Here is a 17,928-nt window from a genome sequence, read left to right as displayed (position 1 = left end):
GGATAAGTTCCGTTGGATTTTATTGATCTGGGGATTATTCCTCATGACGAAGCTGAAAAAATACAGCTCGAAAAACTTAATCAAGTTATGCAATCCATTGCGCCTGACACTCTCTACCTGCTGGAGCACCCGCCTGTGGTGACTCTGGGCAGGCAGGGGGGGCTGGACAATCTGCTGATAAGCGAAGAAGCTTTGCGGGGCATGGGAGCGCAACTAGTTCGCACAGCCAGAGGCGGCAATATCACCTGCCACTATCCCGGCCAGTTAGTTGTCTATCCTGTTGTACGCATTGAAAAAAGGCGCGGCGGCATTAAGAAGTTCTTTCATGACATGGAAGAAACTGCTATCCGTACTGCGGCCCGTTTTGATGTAATCGCGGCCCGAAGCGAAGGTCAGCCCGGAGTATGGGTCGGCGGAGGCAAACTCTGCTCTATCGGTATCGGGGTAAAAAAATGGATCACCTACCACGGACTTTCATTTAATATTTCACGCGACATGAAACTTTTCAACGCCATCACCCTTTGTGGATTGCATGGTGCTCACCCTACATCCCTTTCAGCAGAAGCCGGCAGGGAGATTGACATCGAGGATGTTAAAAATGTCTTCAAAGAAGAATTCAGAAGAATATTTACGGATTCCACCGTGGCTTAGAGTTAAGCTTCCCGCTGGCAAAACTTTCAATGATACAGCAAAATTGCTTGCGGATTTAAATCTGAACACAGTTTGTCAGACCGCGAAATGCCCCAACACATGGGACTGCTTTTCACGCAACGTCGCCACTTTTCTAATTATGGGATTCGTCTGCACCCGCAACTGCGCATTCTGCAATATCACTTCCGGCAAAATCGATCCGCTCGACAGCGACGAACCACGCCGCGTATCCGAAGCAGTCTCACGCCTGAAACTTAAATATACGGTCATAACCTCTGTCACCAGAGACGACCTGCCGGATGGCGGAGCCGCTCACTACGCGGAAACAATCACCCGCATCCGCACCGATCACCCGGAATGCGCTATCGAAGTTCTCATACCTGATTTTCAGGGAGACCTGCCCGCATTGAAAACGGTTCTTGAAGCAAAACCGAATGTACTCAATCACAATGTTGAAACTTCACCGGACCTCTATTCCGAAATCAGGCCGGAAGCTGACTATAAACAAAGTATTGAACTGCTTGAAAGAGTAAAAAAATACGGCAACGGAATTCCCGCAAAATCTGGCTTAATGGTAGGATTGGGCGAAACGGACGAACAGGTCTATAGAGTCATTGATGATTTGGCGGCAATAAACTGCGACATCGTCACAATCGGACAATACATGCGCCCGTCAAAAGAACATCCGACAGTAAAAAGATACGTTGAACCGCACGTTTTCGACGAATACGCCGAGTACGGAAAATCACTGGGCATAAAACATATGTTCTGTGCGCCATTAGTTCGCAGCAGTTTCCATGCGGCTGAATCGTTTGGGGAACTTTAAAAGATAAACTCTACTTAAGCTTCCGCGTAAAATCCCGAATTGTAAGCTCAATTGTAGGAATGCCGTTAAATTTGTCTATTTTGGGGGAAAATGCGAAACGCATTTTTTTACCGATAAGTTCGGAACCCAGTTTTTCGGCCATGCGCCATGCTTTCGCAGGCATTCTGCGGGTTTTCTCGATGTCGGAAATAGTAAGCTTTACGTGTTCTTTACCCATAGGTCTGCGTTCTAAAATTTCGACAGGCGGCGTTGTGAAAACAGGTTCAGGATTACCCATACCGAAAGGCTGCATCAGCTCAAGCTCTTTGAGCAGGACATAATCGATATTTTCCAGCGGTAATTCTTTATCTACTTTCAGAGTAGGCTTAAGCGGTTCAGTACCCACAACTTTTATTACGGCTGTATCAAATCTTTCTCTAAGTTCTTTAAAATTAGCAGAAGGGAAAGACATACCTGCGGCAAGTTTATGACCGCCGAAATTTGTAAAAAGTTCCGACATTCCAGTCAGCGCTTCGTGGATATGAAATTCGCGGATGGAACGAGCGGACCCTTTGATAACGCCTTCATCTTCACAAAGCATGATGGTCGGGCGATAATATTTTTCTACAACGCGTGACGCAACAATCCCGATAATACCCGGATGCCAGTCCGGCGAAAACAATACCAATCCAGCCCTGTTATGCGGCGGCCTTGATTGCTCTTCGGCCTGTGCCAGAGCTTCTTTAAGGATGCGGTCCTCTTCTGCGCGACGCTCAGAATTAAGCGTATCCAATTCCTTCGCAATGGGACGTGCTGTTTCCATATCTGCGGCAAGCAGAAGATCAAGAGCCTTATCAGGATCCCCCATTCTACCGGAAGCATTTATCCGCGGAGCAAGTCCGAAACCAACCTGTCCGGCACCGATTGCGGCAAACATATCATAGCCGCTGACGACTTTAAGCGCAGCCAGACCGGGACGTTTAGCCTCTTTCAAAAGAAGCAATCCGTTCTTCACCAAAATACGATTATGTCCTTGCAATTCTACAACATCGGCAATGGTTCCGAGAGCAACAAAATCAAGATACTGCCTGAGATCAACAGGATCTCCGGGAAGAAGTCTGTTCATCTGCGCCATGAGCATAAAGGCCACGCCGACACCTGCCAAAGCATCGCAGGGGCAGTCATACGTTTTACCGTTCATAGACGTTATGCGCGGATTGCAGACAGCGGCGGCGGGAGGCAACTCGTCACTTGGTAAATGATGATCGGAAACAACTACAGTCATTCCCATTTCATTAGCCGCAGCGATCTCGGCATTATTTGTTATGCCGCAGTCGACAGTCAAAAGAAGATCTATACCTTCATCACTAAGCTTTTTAAGATGAGGAATATTAAGCCCGTACCCTTCCTCGATACGATTCGGCAGATGATGAGCGCATTCAAAACCGCGGGATTCAAGAAAAGATTTCACCAAAGCAGTGGAGGTTATGCCGTCAACATCATAATCACCCCATACAGCGAACTTTTTACCCTGTGTAAGTCCTTCAACCAGCACTTTCGCGGCTTCTTCAGCACCGGGAACTTCCGTAGGCTTACATAGATTTCTCAACCCGGGAGACAGAAAAAAATCCATCTCATTACGAGTCTTAAAACCTCTGTGCCATAAAATTTCAGCTAAAAGGTCAGTAATTCCCAACTCTGCCGCTAATACAGATAAAGACGAAGGTACTTCCTCTTCGCTTCTCAGCTTCCAAATGGATGGCAAATCTAACTCCGTTATGCTTTATGAAAAAGTCGTTCAGGTGCGGCTGTTTGTTGCGGCTAAATGTTAAAATTAAAATCCGGGGCTGGACTTTTTTTATTCTTTATCTTTTGAGGAGCAACACATTCAGAATCAGCAACCCTGTCACCCCCGTAACCAATTTCACGCATATACTCGAGAAAAAGTCCGGCCTCTTCGTGATCAGGATTAATATCAAGGCTTTTATTGACGTATTGCAAACAATCCTCAACCGCGCCGTTTTCGAAATATGCACGGGCTATATTAAGGTACAGATTTTCATCTCTTTTACAAATACTTTCAGCCTTGTGATAATATTCTAAAGCCTGATCAATCATGCAGTTTTTACGCAGACTGATACCAAATTCATTGAACAGATGCTTATGTCTAGGCTCAAAGATGGCTTCAAGTACAACCAGCCGCCTGAAAATATCATCAGCTCTACTGGTTTCACCGCGATCAAGATATGTCAGCCCCAGACCGAAATTTGCTCTGACATTATTTTCATCAACCGCAATCGCAGAATTAAATTCATACTCCGCGCTGTAGTTCTCTGAGCGATCGCGATGCTTTTCTCCACGCTTAATTGTGGCGTCAAGATTTCTAATCCGCGGGAGAACGACCTCAACGTAATATTCAGGTTCCGGCTCGAAATTATCAAGAAATTCTTCCTTGGCAACAGTATTCTTCGGCCCGGAAGGAACGTCATTACTATTTAACGGCTGAACCTCAACAATTTCATTTTTCAGTTCTTCTACAAACCAATAAGTTTTTTGAAGGGTCTGTTTGGCCGTGGCCCCTGCTCCGACTTTAGATTCTGTCAGAGTTGAAAAAACACCATGAAGCTTAGTCCGTTGTCCTGTAGACATTTTACCTTACGGCCTCCGGCTAAGAATTCATTTCAGCAATTATACTGCGAGCAGCTTCCGCCGGATCATCCGCGCCGGTGATGGGTCTTCCGACAACTAGAAAGTTTGAACCTCTGCTGACAGCCTGCGCCGGAGTAACAACTCTGCGCTGATCATCAGAAACTGATGCGGGTCTGATACCCGGAGTCAAACATAAGAAATCACTACCGCACTTTTCTTTAACTGATTCCACTTCAAGTCCGGAACAGACAACTCCGTCCAGTCCGGCCTGAGAAGAAGCAAGCGCCAGATCAAGCACCGCGTCGCCAAGCCCGTTGGGAACAGCAAAAGGGAGATCTTCTTCACTCATACTTGTGAGTACTGTAATAGCCATCAGTAAAGGCCCTTCGCCGCCAATCGCAGCTTCAGCTCTACCTTCACGGGCAGCAATAGCCATGCGCTCTCCGCCCATAGCATGCAGACTGAGCATATCAGCTCCCGCCAGCGTAGCGGAACGCACAGCACCTTTTACGGTATTGGGAATATCAAAAAATTTGAGATCGATAAAAACTTTAAATCCCATATCCTTAAACGTGGATATAATCTGAGGCCCTTCCGCACAAAAAAGTTCAAGACCGACTTTTACCCAGGGAGCAACTCCGCGGACTTTTTCGGCCATGGCAATGGCGGATTTCGCATCTTTAAAATCGAGGGCGACAACTAATTCAGACATACTACTCCCAAGTGCTTAATATACTTTCAAGAAGTCCCGGATTGGTACAGGGACGATTTTTCCCGGCAAGGTAAATTGATCTCAGTTCAGAATAAGCCTTGTCAAGATCATCATTGACGATCCAGTACTCAAACTGAGGGGCTGAGGCCATTTCACTCATTGCATTTCTTAATCTGCGTCCGATAACTTCAGCAGAATCTGTGTTCCGCCCTTCAAGACGGGCCTTCAATTCCGAATAGGACGGAGGCATCAAAAAGACAAATATTCCATCCGACATCGTTTCCATGAGCTGCATAGCTCCCTGAAAATCGATATCAAAAAGAATATCCATCCCTTTAAACAACATCTTTTCAACAGGCTTTTTCGGAGTTCCGTAGAAATTGCCGTGGACTTCGGCCCATTCAGCAAATTCACCGGCATCTCGTTTTGTCTTAAATTCTTCAACGGATAAGAAATAATACTCTCTGCCGTGCGCTTCCCCTTGTCTAGGTTCGCGAGTTGTACACGAAATAGAAAATCCCACTTCGGCGAATTCACCGCGAAGACTTTTTACAAGAGTACTCTTACCAGTGCCGGATGGCGCGCAAAGCACCAGAACTTGACCTTTTCGTGACGGAAACCGCGTATCAATCATTAGCAGCATCTCCAGAGGTATAACGATGTCCAATTGTTTCCGCCTGTATAGCTGACAGGATTACATGATTGGAATCCATAACTATAATGGACCTTGTTTTACGTCCCTGAGTTGCATCGACAAGGCGGCCTTCCTGCCTTGCATCTTCACGAAGTCTACGCATCGGAGAAGATGAAGGATTAACAATGGTAATTACGCGGCTGGAAACCACGTAATTACCAAAACCTATATTGAGTAATGTCTGCTTTTGCATTTAAAACCAAATTATTCGATGTTTTGAACCTGCTCACGGCATTTTTCAAGCTCAGCTTTGAATTCAACAACTACGCGGCTGACTTCAATATCCTGACATTTGTTACCGCAGGTATTAATTTCTCTGAATGTTTCCTGAAGAAGGAAGTCGAGCCTTTTACCAGCATCTTTATTACTATTCAGAACTTCAAAAATACGGTCGAGGTGAGCATCAAGACGTGTGGCTTCTTCTGAAACATCAAGCTTATCAGTAAGAATCGCTACTTCCTGAATCATTCTGTCTTCAGAATACTCAGCGCCAAGAGTTTCCATCATGTTAGTTACTCTTTCGATAAGAGCTACACGTCTCATTTCAAGAATTTCAGGAACTTTAGCTTTAACTGTTTCGCCGTATTCTTTGAGCAGAGTAAAACGCTCTTTAAGATCTACAACAAGGTCATCGCCTTCAGCCTGTCTGGACTCACGCCAGTTAGCAAGAGCACCTTCAAGCCCAGCGGTAATAGATGCTGCAAGTTTAGGATCAGGCTCGCTTGAAGCGTCTCTCCACAAGGAAGATAATCCGAAAAGTCTATTGTAATCTGGAGTAAAATCTACACCATCAGCAGTTGCCATGTCACGAACCTGAGTGATCATAGCTTCGGCCTGAAGTTTATTCAGACCAATTCCTAGAAGTTCTGCGCTGAAAACTTCAAGGTTCAAAGAAATATCAACTCTACCGCGAGATCCATATTTTCTGACCAGTTTTTCCCAACGGGATTCATATCCGCGAAGGAAACCGGGCAATCTCCATTTAAGATCAAGGTAACGTGAATTTACGCTGCGGATTTCCCAGCAATGGCTCCATTTATCTTCAGTACTCTCAAAACGTCCGAATCCAGTCATGCTAACAGGCATTGAGCCTCCTTTCTTTTAAAATATAATTTAAGCAGCATCTGCTTGCGCTGCTTATCAATTTTATACTGACAATTTTATAGTAACAAATTTACTCTAACATTCCGGCTCTAAAATACGAACCAGCAACTTATCTTTCAAAATCTTTACAGGAACCACTTTCACGAGTTCACGCGGTACGGCTCCTTCAAAACCATTTTCCAACACACATGTCGAATAAAACTCACAAATACCTTTATTTTTATCCTGAAAAAGTACTCTCAATGAATCCAACCCTAAAATTTTATTCAAAAATTCAGTTTTCTTTTCTTCAACAAGTCCACGAAGTTTTGCCCCGCGCTCTTTTTTTATAGGACCGGAAAGTTGTTCTTTCATTTTAGCAGCAACAGTTCCCGGCCTAATTGAATACGGAAAAACATGCGCATAAGACAAAGGAAGCTTTTGGCAGAATTCAAAAGTATTATTGAACTCTTCCTCTGTTTCTCCCGGAAAAGCGGTCAAAATATCAGCTCCAAGACCGAAAACAGGCCATATCTTGGTTAACTCTTCAACAAAAGTAAGAGCATCCTGCGGCTTATAATGCCCTCTGCCCATTCTTTTTAACACTGAATAGTCACCGCTCTGCAAAGATAAATGCAGTTGCGGGCATATTAATTTAGAAGAGGAAAAAACTTCAAGCGCACGATCTTTAAGCTGTCCCGGTTCAAGCGAACTGATACGCAGTCTTGCTCTGCCGCCCCACTCTGAACCGAATTCTTTTTCAATGCGCTCCATGAGATCCCAGAAATCAGGACGATCTTTAAATTCGCGGCCATAATGACTGAGATTAATACCGCTGATTACCATTTCTCTGAATCCGGCATCAAGCAGTCTTTGAATTTCGCTCAGAATATCTTCCATCTTCCTGCTGACACTCGGCCCGCGGGTGATAGGTACTATACAATATGTACAGCGATGCGAACACCCGTCCTGCACTTTGACTACAGCTCTTGCCCTTTGATAATCTTTAATTTCAAAAGGCTGAAAAATTGTCACGCCATCTGAATCTTCAACTTTATCTTCAGAGTCATGAAGTTTATCAAGCTTCAAAAGATCAGCCTTGTGATCTTGTGGAATAACTTCGCTGACACCGGGAAGCTCTGCTAATTCGCCGGCAAAAACCTGCGCGGCACATCCGGTGATAATAATATCAGCTTCGGGATTCCGGCGGTTGATGCTGCGAACGAGTTGCCGCAAATCGCGTAAAGCCGATGCGGTTACAGCGCACGAATTAATCACGACCTCATGAGCTTCCACGTCATTGGCAGCCTGTTCAAATCCCATCTGTTCCCAGCGCTGACGGATTGATTCGCTTTCATATTGGTTGATTTTACAACCGAGGGTGGTAATCCAAAATTTTTTCATATTTCTGTCCGATTCATATTGCTCATATATCATGGAGCTACAAGATATTAAACTCTTAACTTTTCGCTGTTAAACCGAACCCTTACCACTATGAATATGCCGTTTATTTCCTTTTTTAGCACGTCCGGGCTTGCTGCGTTCTTTTTTCTTCACAACCTCAGGTAAAACAGGTTCAGGTTTGGCCCCCTTGTAATCAAAATTGTCTAAATGATGTACCGAAAGGCGGCCCTCAACTAATTTCCCTATCTCCACAACCTGAGCGATGTCTTCATCAGCGGCAAAAAGAAATGCTACACCTTTTTTACCGTCAATCCCGGCCTTTTCCATACGATGTCTATATATTTCAAAGGTATCAGGCATATCATAATTAATAACATGAGTGATTGAAGAACACTCGAGACTGCTGGCCGCCAGATCAGTGGCGACCATAATATTAAATTCCCCGCTCTTAAATCCGTCTAAAACTATTTTCCGTTTACTTTGAGACAAATCACCATGAAGTGAAACGGCATTATACCCTGCTTTTACAAGTCTTGCAGCAAGTCGTTCTGCCCAGCGTCTGGTTCTGACAAAAACCAGAACACTTTCAAACTCTATATCTTCAAGCAAAGCTTTCAAAAATTCCTGCTTAAGATGAATCGGAACAGGGCAGCAGATATGCTTTACAGTTTCAACAGGTGCAGTGTTCGCGATTTGAAATATTTTAGGATCATGTAGAATCTCTGCAGAGAGAGTGCTCACGCTTGAAGGCAGAGTAGCGGAAAACATTAAATTCTGTCGTTTCAACGGTAGCTTAGCGAGAATAGACTTAATTTCAACTGAAAAATCCATCGCCAGTTGAGTGTCAGCTTCATCAACAACAAGAGTATCGACATGGGATAAATCAACTTCGGCGCGATTAATCAGCTCCAGAAGTCTGTCAGGAGTGGCGACAAGCACGGTCACGCGGGAAATTTCTTTCAGCTTAATCTGTATGCCGGATTCAGCATCACCATCGCCAAAAACAGCGCTGCAACGTATTCCTGTCTGTTTACCGAGCGAAATAAATTTTTCGTGAATTTTTAAAACTTGTTCGCGGGCAGGAGCCAGCACCAAAACACGTATAGGTCCACGAGTCGGGGCCTCAGCCGTTATTAAACGTTGAAGAATGGGCAACACAAAAGCAGAGGTTTTTCCGGTGCCTGACTGGGTTAACCCAAAGACATCGCAACCCTCCAAAACAGCGGGGATAGCCTTTACTTGAACAGACGTCGGAGCGCTGTAACCGGTCGCACGAATGCCGGAAGCTATGCGGGAGTCAAAGCAAAACGATTCGAAATTCAAGAAAATCTCCGTTGTCACATAAAATTACTGCTCGTTCTTCAATATATAAAACAGCTATACACCCTGTCACGCGAGCGCGCGGAATATCATATATTTATTACGCACTGTAAAGCTAAATGAACCGACAAACAAACATAAAAAATCTCCTCCCACATATCATAAAGTATGCTGGAGGAGATTCTAAAATTTCTTAAGAATTTGGAATTATTACCATCTACGGGAAAGACGCTCTCGAGCCCATTCAGACATATACGGCAGCAATTCATCTCCAAGCTGATGGAGCGGAACAATATTTCCTTCTATAATAATACCCTGCGGGAGAAGATGCATATCATGATATTCTTTCGGACCTAGAAAAGCTGTGTTTTTCGCAAGAAGTACAGAGACATTCATTTCCTTACAAAAGGCGATCAACCCTTCCGGGAAAAATCCTGCATCTTTAATGTTGTTGCCGACAGTCCTGAAAAGAGTGCGGCATATAGCTACAAAGTGATCACGACGAAGTGGCTGGTGCATGGCGGCAACTGTTTCATTTGAGACAAATGTGACCTGCTTATCCATTAACGGCTCATAATTACGGCTTTCTCTGGCATCGCCAAGAATAATTTCAGCAATTCCCAGTTCTTTGAAAATTTTATAGCTCTGCAACCCGACCATCTTATCATATTCTATTCCGTAAAGATGAATCTTTTCAAAACCCAGTCTTCGGGCATGGATATGCTGTGCAAGAAGCAAAATTCCAGTCCCGGTGCCGATATCGAGACCGACATATTCATCTGAATCCATAAGATTCGGAGAAATTTTCTGTGTGATAATGGAACGGATAATATGGCTAGTTTTAGGAATATCAGCGAGCATTCGGAGAGAAAATGACCACTGACGCAGGTAATTCATCAATTCAATATCATCATCAGGCTCGTTAAGACTGCGATGACGACTGAACATCTCACATAACTCACTGACTTTTTCCAGCGGAACAACTTCATCAAAACAGCCTTTATGGACATAGCAATAGAAAAATTTAAGAACCATTCCCATAATCATGGGATCTGTAATTACAACAGAGGGTTTACTCATCTCGTTAACATCTTTCAACAAGGAACTATCAGTATAAAAGGAAGGATTGATGACCATATCCTGTATGAATTTATGCGAATAACTTACTTTTTCAACGTCCACGGCGGTCTGTTCCTGCATCTCCATTCTCCCCTTACAATCATCAAAATGTTAATCAGACAGGCATCCTTTGCCTTGCCCACTCACATAATGCACAGATCGTACCCAATTATTTAAAGCTCCCCCTTCAAACTAGATTACACAACTTTTAATAAAGCATTTAAACATGTTAGGTGTAATAATATTTTTTAAAGCGCATAAAAAAAGCCGCTTTCAAAATTGAAAACGGCTTTAATAGGAAATAAATTCACACTGACAACAGGACTATTTTTCTTAGGAAAAATATGGACTGTTTTTATTTTAGAACTTCCGAAAAGCTCCTCCGGAAGGATATCTGCGTCTTATAGATTCCACTACATCAATATGTGCTTTGAAAGGATTGAGCGGCTCCGGAACTTTGGAAAGAGGTTCAAGATCATGCTGCGGAAATCTTTCTATATGAAGATTATAGCCGCGAATCATCAAGTTCTCAAGATTAACACTATCCAGGACATTATATGCCAGCAAAGTTTCAAGCGCTTTCTCGTTACCTGACATTTCGTATTCATTCCATAAAAGAACAGCAAAATAACCGTCCAGACCTTCTGCGTCACCGCGATCCATACCGAAATAATGTTCAATTCCTTTAAGTCCGCCGGTAATTCCGAGCGACCTGAAAACAAAACGTAAATCAATATGAGCGGCTTTGACCTTGATACCGAAATATTTCTCGATAAAAGGCACATCAAAACATTTACCGTTAAAACTTACTATCATCTGATACTTGGCTATTTCTTCTTCAAACTCATGAAGATTACGCCCCTGCACGTAAGTTTTAACCTCACGCCCATTCCAGAGAGCTATAGTCGTAATATCGCAGCAATGAGCATCCGTTCCGGTCGTTTCTATATCTATATAAGCTATGTTCTTGCGAAAATGAGGATAAAGACGCCATTGATCGGAGGCCGGAAGTCTATCCGCAAACCATATGGGATCATATTCTTTAAGTCTTTTCAGAGATTCACCGCACCCTATTTCCAGCTCATTCACCTTCGCAGGTGAAAACGGAATATCAGTTCCTTCCAGAATATCATTCCAGTGACTGACTCCGGATTCCCAGATTTTAGCCTCAGTGGTGTTTCCTATTCCCTTAAGATGACAAAAAGTCCTTTCAAGCATTTCACAAACCCTGCATTAAGCAATGTTTTCGCATGTATCAGATCGGGCAAAAATAATTTAGCGTTAATTTTAATATTACACCCGCATTAATAACCATTCGTTAAGGCGGTGAATAGCCGTAATAACCATGATAGTCCAGTAACAAACCAACATTGACAACTTGCACTCCCGCCACCTACATAAGTAAATGATGAGAATAAAATTTTTAGCAATATAATATTCACTACAGGATATTACCGATGGAAAAAATAAGCCTTCAATTCTTTTTAGATAAAATAGACTCAGCAATCGTTGTTCCGGCCATGAAAATCATTAAAGATCTGCCACCGGAATCTATGCCGATAATACTCACCGTGGCCGGAGCCATAGGTTTTCTAGCCGCACTGATTGCTTATCTTATGCTCCGCTCTTCGTCCCGGAAACGAGGCGGCGGATCAAATTACACAAAAAATCTGATATCAGATTTCAAAGATAACGGCATAATTATGGATATTGCTAATCCTGAATCACATGAAAATGTTCTCGCCCGCGCGGTAATTACGGACATAAAAGAAGACCGCATAAACCTCGAAATCGTTGACGAGATGGGATTATCGCAACAATCGGAGTTTGGACAAATATTAATGATGTTCCCGCCTGAAAAAACAGAAACAGGCTCAGTTAACAACTTCAAAACAACAATAATTTCTCTTGAATGTAAAAAGGAAGGATGCAGCAGATTAAGTGCAAGCATTCCGTACTCTTTTTCAAGCATCATACGCCGTCGCCATAAACGCAAACGAGTTATCGACCAGCAGTTCATACGGGTTAAAATCTGGCTCGGAAAACCTGATACAGATGACGCTTCTTTTGCCGATTCCATCCCCGACTTGGCGGTTAATTCATATGATCCAAGATCAGGCGGACATGAAGATAATGAAGTTATCAATATTTCAAACGGAGGCTTAGCAGTCAGCACTCCTCTTATTTTGAGCGAAAATAAATTTGATACAGAGACAGATGTGCTCATTAATATTTTTATGTTCAACTTCCGTCAAAAAATATTCAAACCTTACTGGTATGCCGGTAAAATCCGCACAGTTGAAAACATCGACAGAAAATCATGCAGACTCGGTGTAGGATTCACCATGAGCGGGAGCATTCGCGATGAAAATGAGCAATTTATTGATTGGACTGAAATTTGATTAAGTGAATTAAAGGATAAAACCCCGACCGGAATATAATTCCTGCCGGGGCTAATCATGTCGTACCGTCATTTAACGCAATAGGATAAGGCTGAAAACAGGTCTGCGAAATTACCCGACCTTATGAATATAACGGTTTTTCATAATGGGAGTACCTTTAGCAACACCAAGATACCCCTTAAACCGAACACTTTCCTTTTTGGCCTGCCCGAGATCCGCTTTAACCGAAGCGTGTAACTTCTTAGCTTCCGTTGTCAGCTGCCCCTGAAGAGATTTGAGCTTTTCAAGTTTACTCAAAATATCATCAAGGCTTACGCTTGCTTTAGTTTCAAGGGCCTGAGTGGTATATAATCCCCGTTGTTCCGCAGCCTGAAAAGCTTCTTCAACTTCTCCGGCAACCAGAAACTTAAGTTCCTTATGTCCAAGGTCTAAAGCCTGATCCAAAAGATTTAATGTGTCAGCCATGATATTTACCTCTTAGCTGCCTCTCTGATATCTTCACGAATTGCGGAAATAACATTCTTCCACTTTTCAACTGAAGGCAGAAATTCATATTCAAGTAAATCTGCAAGTAAAATCCAGTCTTCATTTTCAAGCACTTCAGTCATTTCAGTGAAAAGACTGGAAAATTCTTCCAACACTACGCCGAAGCCGTTGCTGTCTTTGAGGGAAAATTGATCCCTAAGGCTGCCTAGCATGCCGAGGAAGTCTCTAGTTACATCAAGAAGATCCTGATATAGTTCAAGTGCTTCGGCATCATCTGCCTGTCTGAAAAGCTCTGCAACCTGCTTGCCGCCGCCTGCCATAATGTTAACAACTTTGTAAAGTTCAAGAGTAATGCTGCTTGCCATTTCAACGGTTGTAGCACTCTTGATTTCAAGACTTTCAATCTCGGAAGTTTCGATATCTTCAGACTGATTGGGATAAATTTCGCTGAAAGGTTCTTCATTGACTAAAACATCTGTTACGATGCGTCCGTCAAGAAATCCGTTTTCGAGTACGCTATCAAAAACCTGTTCCAGATTTTCAAAACTTCTAATGTCCATTTCCTTTTTGTGTCCATCGATGACGACCATGATTACTCTCCTTCTGAATTAGATACGTAAATTTTTCCGGTTGGTCCGGTACGCAGGAGAATATACAAGAGTTGTGCCAAGTTTATTCAAAAGAAATATGAAGAGCAGAAACAAGAGATCTGTAACGATTTAGAAGAAGCGAAAGTCCATCCATAGAATCATGCGCTCTGGACTCAAAATACCAAAGAGATGAGAGGACTGTAAGCTCGGGACTTGAGGACAAAATATCCTGTATTTTCTGAAAGTTAGCTAAGAATTTAACTTTCAGACTTTCCATAGGATTGCCTTGCAGTAATTCGGATTGTTTACCCAGCAGAAAAAGAAGATCGCGGGCTTCTGAAAGCGGCTTCATAAGTCTGAGACAGAATTCTCGCGAAGGAGGCGTACTATTCAGTGACAATGCAGAAAGATCTTCCTCGTCAAGAAAACGACGGTACAACTCTCTTTGCAAGATTATCCATTTGTGGCGGTCAGTTTCATCATGGCCTGAAAGCGACGACAGAGTCATAAAACCAAGCTCATCCCGTCCGGTCAGATATGAACGGGCGCCCTCCCCGGCTGATGACTCCCACACTCCATCAGTTATGAAGCGAGACACAGCATTAAAAACAACATCCGCGCCAACTTCATGACGACACATATTATCATTTGGACAAGCAACTCCAAACGGACAGGGGTGGCAGTCTGCATCAGGCTCCAGACATAGGGAATTAACTGCCGCCGGACCTGTATCCCATGGCTGGGCTGTTGCCAGAAAAATTGCCGCTACAGGAGTTCCTGCGCCGGCGGCAAGGTGCATTGTCCCGGTATCATTTGTAATGAGCACATCAAGCTTACCAAGCACGGCTGCAAGTTCGGGCAACCCAGTCTTCCCCATCAAATTAACTGCCGGAAAAGTGGCACCTTCAAGGATTCTGTCTCCGAGAGGCTGTTCCCCCTTGGTTCCTAAAAGGACAGGAACTTTTCGTAACTCCTTCCACAGCCTTTCTCCAAGCTCTCTGAAATATTTAACAGGCCAGCGCCTGCGTTCTTCGCTCGCACCGGGTTGAAATCCTACAAACCCCTCAGCGCCGGGTATCGGACCCGCAAGACATTTATCAGCCGCTGCCTTCATTTCCGAAGAAGGCTCAGCAAGCCTGAAAGGTACAGTATTACCAAGTCCGGCAACTCTGCTGAAAAGATCAACTACATTAAAAGGACTTGCTCCCCTGTTAGTCGAAGCAACTTGCAGAAATCCTGCCCACGGAGTGGTATCTGCATTAAACCCGAAGCTGTCCACGGCAAAGCCGCGCAATTCACGAACCTTACCTTCTGCCCTGCTCAACCGCATTGCCAGCAGACGGGCCGGAAGTGACGGAGTTAAATTCACGATCAAGTCAGGATTTATCTGTGTTTCAATTTCAGCACAAAAAGATTCGAAAATATTTAAAGATTCCCGCCAGTCACGATCAAGAGCGGCAAGAACAGAAGCTCCGGGCATGGCAAACGTCGAAGAAACATCTCTCATAAGTTCAGTTGTTCCTGAAAAATTATCAAGACACATGATACTGGTATCATATCCGCTCTGCACAAGGCCGGAAACCACGGGTTGAGTCTGGAGCAAATCACCGAAACGAGTAAGATTTATGACAAGCGCTTTCATTAAGTGGAACTTCCTTTTTTCATCTTTTGGAGTCAATCTAACCTGATAACACCAGTATACAGTCTCGGGCAAGAGCTGCAAACTACCGTTAACGGCACCTTTTTAAGATGAACGGGCAATTCATACCGCCAAACGGTGCTGCCTTCCGCCCACGTTTTTCTACTGCCGTTTATCGAAAAGGATGTGCATCAAAGTTGAAAACTGTATATAACCAAATCATCCGGTCAGAAAAACCATTTATACAGGTTACAAACCGGATAACCCTTTTCTGCATAAACAGGCACCTTTAAAAACTCTCAGGAGGTTCGCAACATGAACGAAGAGAACAAAATCGAAAGCCTTTCGACTGAAAACAGAATTTTCAATCCTCCTACCGATGTACCCACCGCGTGTGTAAAAAGTCTTGAGGAATACAAAGCCATATATGACCGCTCCATTAATGATATGGAAGGATTCTGGGCTGAACGCGCAGACGAACTCATCACATGGGATCGTAAATGGGACACTGTCCTCGAGTACGATTTCAACAAACCTGAAATTAAATGGTTTGAAGGCGGAAAACTGAACGCGTCTGCAAACTGCCTCGACCGCCATATTGAGAACGGACGCCGCAACAAAGCTGCTTTGATCTGGCAGGGCGAGCAGGACGATGAAGTTAAAGTCTACACATATGATATGCTTCATCGCGAAGTTTGCCGCTTTGCGAACGTACTTAAAAAACTCGGCGTTGAAAAAGGCGACCGCGTATCAATTTATCTGCCCATGATCCCGGAACTTGCGATTGCTATGCTCGCCTGTACCCGTATCGGAGCACCTCACACTATCATTTTTGCAGGATTCAGCTCTAACAGCCTGCGTGACCGCATCAACGACTGCGGCGTTAAAGTTCACATCACCGGTGACGGCGTACTTCGCGGCGGCAGAGTAATTCCTTTGAAACCGAACTCTGACGAAGCTCTTAAAGAATGTCCCACTGTTGAACAGTGTGTAGTTGTTCCAAGAGCCGGCAATGAAGTTGAAATGGTTGAAGGAAGGGACAGACTGTGGGGAGAACTCATGTCCGACCCGGATATCAGCAACGACTGCCCTTACGAACTCATGGATGCAGAAGATCCTCTCTTCATCCTCTACACTTCCGGCAGCACAGGAAAACCCAAAGGCGTTTTCCACACAACCGGTGGTTACATGACCTACGCAGCTCATACCTGCCAATGGGTTTTCGATCTCAAAGACAATGATGTTCACTGGTGTACAGCTGATATCGGCTGGGTAACAGGACATTCATATATTGTATACGGACCGCTCGCTCTCGGTGCTACCAGCGTCATGTTCGAGTCAGTTCCCACCTATCCAGATCCAGCAAGATTCTGGCAGATCTGCGAAAAGTTCAAAGTAAATGTATTCTACACAGCTCCCACCGCTATTCGCGCACTGATGCGTGAAGGTGACAAGTGGACTGAAAAATATGATCTCTCCAGCCTGCGCATTCTGGGAACAGTTGGTGAACCGATCAACCCCGAAGCATGGATGTGGTATCACAACAAGATCGGCGGAGCGAAACTTCCCATCGTGGACACATGGTGGCAGACTGAAACCGGCGGACATGTTCTTTCTCCGCTGCCTTACGCAACACCGCTCAAACCAGGCTCCGCAACATTGCCACTGCCGGGTATTGATGCAGCGATTGTTGACAGACAGGGTAATGAAGTCGGCCCCAATGAAGGTGGATTCCTCATTATCAGAAAACCTTGGCCCGGAATGCTCCGCGGAGTCTGGGGTAATCAGGAAAGATTCAAACAGCAGTACTTCGAAGGGTTCCCCGGTGTATACGAATCCGGTGACGGAGCACGCAGGGATGAAGATGGATACTTCTGGATTATGGGTCGCGTAGATGACGTTATAAACGTTTCCGGTCACAGACTCGGAACCGCTGAAATCGAATCAGCTCTGGTTTCACATCCATCAGTTTCTGAAGCTGCTGTTGTCGGCATGCCGCACCCAATTAAAGGACAATCAATTTACGCCTATGTAACACTCAAGGCTGAATTTGATGAAGGCGAAGATATCACCAAAGAACTGCGTCTGCATGTTCGCAAGGAAATCGGACCTCTGGCAACGCCTGAAGTGATTCAGTTCTCCCCATCTCTGCCTAAAACCAGAAGTGGAAAAATAATGCGCCGCATCCTTCGCAAGATTGTTGAAGGTGACACTGCAAACCTCGGCGATACTTCAACTCTCGCCGATCCATCAGTAGTTACTGCTCTTATCGAAGGTTACGACGAAATTATGAACCCATAACAAAAAATTAAAGATTCCGGATCAGGCCGGGAGTTCAGATGCTTTTGACTATTGGAAGGTGGCAACAAAAGCG

General features: G+C 44.3%; 17 protein-coding genes. 4 read left to right on the top strand and 13 right to left on the bottom strand.

The genetic code is table 11. The features are described from left to right. The first annotated feature begins 12 nt into the window (after window positions 1–12). On the top strand, window positions 13–651 hold the full coding sequence (gene lipB, locus BLT41_RS13455; protein WP_092162028.1) for a lipoyl(octanoyl) transferase LipB: 639 nt from the start codon (window positions 13–15) through the stop codon (window positions 649–651). Further along, complete coding sequence (gene lipA / locus BLT41_RS13450) at window positions 599–1,477, top strand: lipoyl synthase (RefSeq protein WP_092162027.1); 879 nt, start codon at window positions 599–601, stop codon at window positions 1,475–1,477. Before lipB ends, lipA begins: the two co-directional genes overlap by 53 nt. Before the next feature lie 10 nt (window positions 1,478–1,487). Here lipA and recJ read toward each other — a convergent pair whose 3' ends face one another. From recJ to BLT41_RS13400, 10 genes are all read right to left on the bottom strand, one after another. Continuing rightward, window positions 1,488–3,221 (bottom strand): single-stranded-DNA-specific exonuclease RecJ, encoded by a 1,734-nt coding sequence (recJ, locus tag BLT41_RS13445; protein WP_092162026.1) that lies wholly within the window; start codon window positions 3,219–3,221, stop codon window positions 1,488–1,490. Window positions 3,222–3,277: 56 nt separating this feature from the next. After that, complete coding sequence (locus BLT41_RS13440) at window positions 3,278–4,105, bottom strand: tetratricopeptide repeat protein (RefSeq protein ID WP_139167359.1); 828 nt, start codon at window positions 4,103–4,105, stop codon at window positions 3,278–3,280. A gap of 19 nt (window positions 4,106–4,124) precedes the next feature. Then, complete coding sequence (gene pyrF / locus BLT41_RS13435; protein ID WP_092162025.1) at window positions 4,125–4,817, bottom strand: orotidine-5'-phosphate decarboxylase; 693 nt, start codon at window positions 4,815–4,817, stop codon at window positions 4,125–4,127. Between the two features lies 1 nt (window position 4,818). Beyond that, on the bottom strand, window positions 4,819–5,451 hold the full coding sequence (gene gmk / locus BLT41_RS13430; protein WP_092162024.1) for a guanylate kinase: 633 nt from the start codon (window positions 5,449–5,451) through the stop codon (window positions 4,819–4,821). Then, window positions 5,444–5,704 carry a DUF370 domain-containing protein gene (locus tag BLT41_RS13425; RefSeq protein ID WP_092162023.1) on the bottom strand — a complete coding sequence of 87 codons (261 nt, stop codon included), beginning with the start codon at window positions 5,702–5,704 and terminating at the stop codon, window positions 5,444–5,446. Before BLT41_RS13425 ends, gmk begins: the two co-directional genes overlap by 8 nt. A gap of 11 nt (window positions 5,705–5,715) precedes the next feature. Further along, the gene (locus tag BLT41_RS13420) at window positions 5,716–6,597 is read right to left on the bottom strand and encodes a YicC/YloC family endoribonuclease (protein ID WP_092162013.1); all 882 of its coding nucleotides are present in this window, start codon (window positions 6,595–6,597) and stop codon (window positions 5,716–5,718) included. Window positions 6,598–6,690: 93 nt separating this feature from the next. Continuing rightward, window positions 6,691–7,998 (bottom strand): tRNA (N(6)-L-threonylcarbamoyladenosine(37)-C(2))-methylthiotransferase MtaB, encoded by a 1,308-nt coding sequence (mtaB, locus tag BLT41_RS13415; RefSeq protein ID WP_092162012.1) that lies wholly within the window; start codon window positions 7,996–7,998, stop codon window positions 6,691–6,693. Between the two features lie 69 nt (window positions 7,999–8,067). Beyond that, the gene (locus BLT41_RS13410; protein ID WP_170830375.1) at window positions 8,068–9,321 is read right to left on the bottom strand and encodes a DEAD/DEAH box helicase; all 1,254 of its coding nucleotides are present in this window, start codon (window positions 9,319–9,321) and stop codon (window positions 8,068–8,070) included. A 207-nt stretch (window positions 9,322–9,528) separates the two neighbouring features. Next, window positions 9,529–10,518, bottom strand: coding sequence for a class I SAM-dependent methyltransferase (locus BLT41_RS13405; protein WP_092162010.1), 990 nt, complete (start codon window positions 10,516–10,518; stop codon window positions 9,529–9,531). A 279-nt stretch (window positions 10,519–10,797) separates the two neighbouring features. Continuing rightward, window positions 10,798–11,655, bottom strand: coding sequence for a ribonuclease H-like domain-containing protein (locus BLT41_RS13400; protein ID WP_092162009.1), 858 nt, complete (start codon window positions 11,653–11,655; stop codon window positions 10,798–10,800). Window positions 11,656–11,894: 239 nt separating this feature from the next. On the opposite strand from BLT41_RS13400, the gene BLT41_RS13395 reads away from it, so the two are divergent. After that, entirely contained in the window at window positions 11,895–12,839 is a 945-nt protein-coding gene (locus tag BLT41_RS13395; protein WP_092162008.1) for a PilZ domain-containing protein, read from the top strand. A 111-nt stretch (window positions 12,840–12,950) separates the two neighbouring features. On the opposite strand, the gene BLT41_RS13390 is transcribed toward BLT41_RS13395, so the two are convergent. The 3 genes from BLT41_RS13390 to BLT41_RS13380 all read right to left on the bottom strand — a co-directional run bounded on the left by BLT41_RS13390 (window position 12,951) and on the right by BLT41_RS13380 (window position 15,557). After that, window positions 12,951–13,304, bottom strand: a complete 354-nt coding sequence (locus tag BLT41_RS13390; RefSeq protein ID WP_092162007.1) for a hypothetical protein — start codon at window positions 13,302–13,304, stop codon at window positions 12,951–12,953. Window positions 13,305–13,309: 5 nt separating this feature from the next. Beyond that, window positions 13,310–13,915, bottom strand: coding sequence for a DUF8043 domain-containing protein (locus BLT41_RS13385; RefSeq protein WP_092162006.1), 606 nt, complete (start codon window positions 13,913–13,915; stop codon window positions 13,310–13,312). A gap of 82 nt (window positions 13,916–13,997) precedes the next feature. After that, window positions 13,998–15,557, bottom strand: a complete 1,560-nt coding sequence (locus BLT41_RS13380; protein ID WP_092162004.1) for a glycosyltransferase family 9 protein — start codon at window positions 15,555–15,557, stop codon at window positions 13,998–14,000. Between the two features lie 312 nt (window positions 15,558–15,869). On the opposite strand from BLT41_RS13380, the gene acs reads away from it, so the two are divergent. Then, window positions 15,870–17,855 (top strand): acetate--CoA ligase, encoded by a 1,986-nt coding sequence (acs, locus tag BLT41_RS13375; protein WP_092161992.1) that lies wholly within the window; start codon window positions 15,870–15,872, stop codon window positions 17,853–17,855. Window positions 17,856–17,928 lie beyond the last annotated feature (73 nt).

The sequence above is a fragment of the Maridesulfovibrio ferrireducens genome (assembly GCF_900101105.1).
GTDB classification, from domain to species: Bacteria; Desulfobacterota; Desulfovibrionia; order Desulfovibrionales; family Desulfovibrionaceae; genus Maridesulfovibrio; species Maridesulfovibrio ferrireducens.
The sequence above is the reverse complement of the archived record's forward strand: the minus strand, read 5'-3'. Positions and strand labels throughout refer to the sequence as shown.

Excerpts from the sequence above, each read along its gene's own strand:
- lipA (WP_092162027.1), top strand. The coding sequence starts at position 599 with ATGTCTTCAAAGAAGAATTCAGAAGAATATTTACGGATTCCACCGTGG.
- BLT41_RS13440 (WP_139167359.1), bottom strand. The coding sequence starts at position 4,105 with ATGTCTACAGGACAACGGACTAAGCTTCATGGTGTTTTTTCAACTCTG.
- pyrF (WP_092162025.1), bottom strand. The coding sequence starts at position 4,817 with ATGTCTGAATTAGTTGTCGCCCTCGATTTTAAAGATGCGAAATCCGCC.
- gmk (WP_092162024.1), bottom strand. The coding sequence starts at position 5,451 with ATGATTGATACGCGGTTTCCGTCACGAAAAGGTCAAGTTCTGGTGCTT.
- BLT41_RS13425 (WP_092162023.1), bottom strand. The coding sequence starts at position 5,704 with ATGCAAAAGCAGACATTACTCAATATAGGTTTTGGTAATTACGTGGTT.
- BLT41_RS13420 (WP_092162013.1), bottom strand. The coding sequence starts at position 6,597 with ATGCCTGTTAGCATGACTGGATTCGGACGTTTTGAGAGTACTGAAGAT.
- mtaB (WP_092162012.1), bottom strand. The coding sequence starts at position 7,998 with ATGAAAAAATTTTGGATTACCACCCTCGGTTGTAAAATCAACCAATAT.
- BLT41_RS13405 (WP_092162010.1), bottom strand. The coding sequence starts at position 10,518 with ATGCAGGAACAGACCGCCGTGGACGTTGAAAAAGTAAGTTATTCGCAT.
- BLT41_RS13400 (WP_092162009.1), bottom strand. The coding sequence starts at position 11,655 with ATGCTTGAAAGGACTTTTTGTCATCTTAAGGGAATAGGAAACACCACT.
- BLT41_RS13395 (WP_092162008.1), top strand. The coding sequence starts at position 11,895 with ATGGAAAAAATAAGCCTTCAATTCTTTTTAGATAAAATAGACTCAGCA.
- BLT41_RS13390 (WP_092162007.1), bottom strand. The coding sequence starts at position 13,304 with ATGGCTGACACATTAAATCTTTTGGATCAGGCTTTAGACCTTGGACAT.
- BLT41_RS13385 (WP_092162006.1), bottom strand. The coding sequence starts at position 13,915 with ATGGTCGTCATCGATGGACACAAAAAGGAAATGGACATTAGAAGTTTT.
- BLT41_RS13380 (WP_092162004.1), bottom strand. The coding sequence starts at position 15,557 with ATGAAAGCGCTTGTCATAAATCTTACTCGTTTCGGTGATTTGCTCCAG.
- acs (WP_092161992.1), top strand. The coding sequence starts at position 15,870 with ATGAACGAAGAGAACAAAATCGAAAGCCTTTCGACTGAAAACAGAATT.